Annotated in this window: 6 protein-coding genes; 5 read left to right on the plus strand and 1 reads right to left on the minus strand. The window is 48.7% G+C overall.

Annotated features, from left to right (window positions below; translation table 11 throughout):
* Positions 1–304 (plus strand): hypothetical protein (locus Q7J27_10840; GenBank protein MDO9529639.1); only part of this gene is annotated, 304 nt, incomplete at its 5' end.
* A gap of 25 nt (positions 305–329) precedes the next feature.
* Here Q7J27_10840 and Q7J27_10845 read toward each other — a convergent pair.
* Positions 330–452: a hypothetical protein gene (locus Q7J27_10845; protein ID MDO9529640.1), complete on the minus strand. Its 123-nt coding sequence runs from the start codon at positions 450–452 to the stop codon at positions 330–332.
* A 118-nt stretch (positions 453–570) separates the two neighbouring features.
* Between Q7J27_10845 and Q7J27_10850 the strand changes: the two genes are divergently transcribed.
* The 4 genes from Q7J27_10850 to Q7J27_10865 all read left to right on the plus strand — a co-directional run.
* Positions 571–927 carry a hypothetical protein gene (locus tag Q7J27_10850; GenBank protein MDO9529641.1) on the plus strand — a complete coding sequence of 119 codons (357 nt, stop codon included), beginning with the start codon at positions 571–573 and terminating at the stop codon, positions 925–927.
* A 23-nt stretch (positions 928–950) separates the two neighbouring features.
* Positions 951–1,103, plus strand: a complete 153-nt coding sequence (locus tag Q7J27_10855) for a hypothetical protein (protein MDO9529642.1) — start codon at positions 951–953, stop codon at positions 1,101–1,103.
* Positions 1,104–1,111: 8 nt separating this feature from the next.
* Positions 1,112–2,671, plus strand: coding sequence for a sulfatase-like hydrolase/transferase (locus Q7J27_10860; GenBank protein ID MDO9529643.1), 1,560 nt, complete (start codon positions 1,112–1,114; stop codon positions 2,669–2,671).
* Positions 2,672–2,801: 130 nt separating this feature from the next.
* Positions 2,802–3,386, plus strand: a 585-nt coding sequence (locus tag Q7J27_10865) for an alpha/beta hydrolase (protein MDO9529644.1), incomplete at its 3' end; no start/stop codon positions are given.

Consider the following 3,386-nt stretch of genomic DNA (forward strand, 5'->3'; position numbering starts at 1 on the left):
GGAGAAGTTCCAAGCCGACGGCGATCATGTGAACGCAGGTCAGGGAACGCTCCCGGCAATTGTAACAGCGGCACTGGTTCTCGGCGCCCCCTTTCGGCCGCAGGGTGAACTGACAGGCCAGCGTTCCTGCGCCGACCTTGACCGTACCCTTGACCATGGGGTGCTCATAGGTCACGGCCTGGACAAGGCCCTTCTCAAACATGGCCAGGCCGGCCTGAAACACGTCGGCTCCGCCCCAGTCCATCAGCATCTTACGGGTAAAAGGAATCACCATATCAGTTCCAAAAGTAACTACTCAGCTTGATAAAGTGGATTTGAGGCAAGCAATCTTAGACAAGATTTACAGGATTTGCAGGATTTTCTGATAAACCTCTCCATGCTCTTGTCAATTTTAGCCTGCCTTTTTCCCTGCCCATCAATCCTGTTAATCTTGTTAATCCTGTCAAAAACATCCAATCGTGCAAAATTAAGTGATCCGCTTGCTGTTTAGCAGTTCATCCGATCGCTCGGAGACAACCTTGCGACGGCAGGAGGAGTTAATGAGGCGGGTGAATTTCGGTTTTTTTTAAGATGCGTTTTCCGTGTTTCATCCTACTCGCCTGGGCGCCCGCCTGCAATCCGTCAGCTGACGGACGTAGCATTGCGGGCAGGAAGCGCTCTCGCCTGGGTTCTGAATCTGCAACGGCGTACAGCGGAAATTGTGTTTCGAGTCGCCGTAATACCCGCAGGGACATCCATTCAGGACAGAACTACTACTCGTTTTCATTGAGAAATACCTACCACATTGAGAGGATGCTGTCAAAAGCCGTATTCCGTAAGGATTATCCGGAGAATCCGAAGACATTCGGCGAGCATTTGAGGAAGGCCAGGATTGACGCCGGGCTTTTGATTTACCTCGCCCGGGGCGGGGTAAGAACTTGGCCATGAAACTTGACATTAATGAGAATTCGGTGTTAAAAGATAGAACCTATTCCCGGCTCTTGAAGGAGATTACCGCAAGGAAGAAAGAGCTGCTTTCAAAATACACTTTTTCATTGGATGAATCAAAAAAATTAGCAATAGATAAAATTTATTCTGAAGCTGTAAAAAAATTATCGAAGTAAAGCAGGACATGAGCGAGCAGAAACTCAATTTTGTATGTCTGGTGGCAGATCAATTTAGATTTGATTTAATGGGTTGTGCCGGACACCCGATAGTCCAGACACCAAATATCAACAGACTCGCGGCAAATGGAGTGCGCTTCGACCGCTGTTATACTGTTCAGCCTATGTGCATGGCTACTCGTTCGACTTGGCTTACCGGGCGTACTCCCCGCGGACACGGTGTTCGCTGCAATGGGATACCTCTCAAAAGAAATATCCCCACTATTACCGAAGCTTTAACGCAAGCCGGGTACGGAACACACAGTATTGGCAAAATCCACGTGAACCCATGGATGCCCAATAAAAACTATGACCTTGAAAAACTTATTCCTGAAGAGTGGCCTGAAGCTATCGCGTTATGGGACAGCGGCAGGATAAAGCAATTGCCCCAGCCATATTACGGTTTTGAAACAACGGATGTTCTTTGTGGATGGTGGTCAGGCAATTATGGCCGGTGGCTTAAAGAACGTGAGCCTGACTTCATGAATCTTGTCCGGCCGCCTGCCGGAATCAAAATTAATCCTCAAGGCATATTGAATATTCCTGAGAAGACTTACCCAGTCCGCTTGCCGCCTGAATTGCATTATACGCGATGGGCGACAGAATGCTCAGAGAAATTTTTCAAATCAGCAAAGGCATCCGGGAAACCGTTCTTTCTTTGGCACTCTATTCCTGATCCACACCCTCCGTTTTCTGTTTCTGAGCCTTATTATAGCATGTATAAATCCGCAAAGATACCTGAACTAGTCCGTAGAGAAGGGGAATTGGATTCCTTGCCACCTCACTATAAAAAGATGTTCAATGAAAATCTGTTTACTGCCGGTCGCCGGGCGAAGACAAATGTTCCACGCGATCTTGAAATTGCGGCGCAGCGGGTTGTATACGGTATTATCACCCAATGGGATGAAATGGTCGGACGCGTATTACGTCAACTAGAAGACAACGGATTAATGGAAAATACCGTAATCGTGGTGATGTCTGACCATGGACAAATGCTCGGAGACCATTGGATGCACAATATGCCACCAACACATCTTGACGGCGTATTGCGGGTTCCGTCTATTTGGTACTGTCCGAAAATATTTGGCAAAAATAAAGTCACAAAAGCACTCATAAGCCACTTAGATTTTGCCCCCACGATACTGGAATTGGCAGGAGTCCAGGTTCCGGAGGGAAACACGCCCCCCTCTCCTGAAGCTGAACAGCAACGGCTGCCGTGGCCAGGGAAATCACTTGTTCCTCTTCTTACAGGTGTGGTAGATAAAGTACAAGATTCGGTAATAGCCGAAAATGACGAAGACTACCTGGGTATGCGCCAGCGTACAGTTATAACTGAAAGGTATCATCTGACTGCTTATATTGGGGAATCATACGGTGAACTCTTTGATCTGGAGAATGACCCGTGCCAACTATATAATTTATGGGACAGTTCCGAATACAAAGAAACAAAACGTGATTTGCTGGTTTTGCTGATGAAACGCTTCGCCGAAACAGACAGCACCCTTCCCAGAAGGCTTGGACACGCATGATTTCAATTGGATAAGAATCAGGGTCAAACCATAAATTAAAACATTTTTGCCCTGATACTGTGATATTGAAAGTGGGGGTCGGACAGTTTCGTCCCGATGCCATTTTCTTCTACCGCAGAAGGATTCATCGATGAAGAAAAGATTATCCCTACCGTTACTCGCGTTGGCAATCGTGTGCGGATGCGAATCCACGGACAATACGAAACGGGTTGACGATATCACGATGGCGTATTGGACCTACGGCGAAGGGTATCCGCTGGTCATGATTATGGGGTTCAGCGGCACCATGGATATGTGGGACCCCACCGTCATCACGGAGCTTTCCGCCAGGTACCAGGTCATCGTTTTCGACAACCGCGGCATGGGAAAAACAACCGCCGGTATCCGTGAGTTCACCATCGAACAGTTCGCTGACGACACGGCGGGATTGATAAGCGCCCTGGGGATTGAACAGGCCCATGTCCTGGGGTGGTCGATGGGCACGGAAATCGCCCAGGAACTGGTGTTGCGCCATCCGGAAAAAGTCAACCGGCTGGTTCTTTACGCGGCGGACTGCGGCGGTCAAGAAGCCGTTCAACCAAGCGACGACGTGGTCCGGAAAATGTTTGATAAATCCGGAACCCAGGAAGAACAGGCGTACCGGATGTTTGAGACCCTGTTTCCCGAGGATTGGCTGATCCGCAACCGGGACTACATCTTCGATCTCTTTGCCGGC

This window comes from Syntrophales bacterium (assembly GCA_030655775.1).
Lineage (GTDB): Bacteria > Desulfobacterota > Syntrophia > Syntrophales > JADFWA01 > JAUSPI01.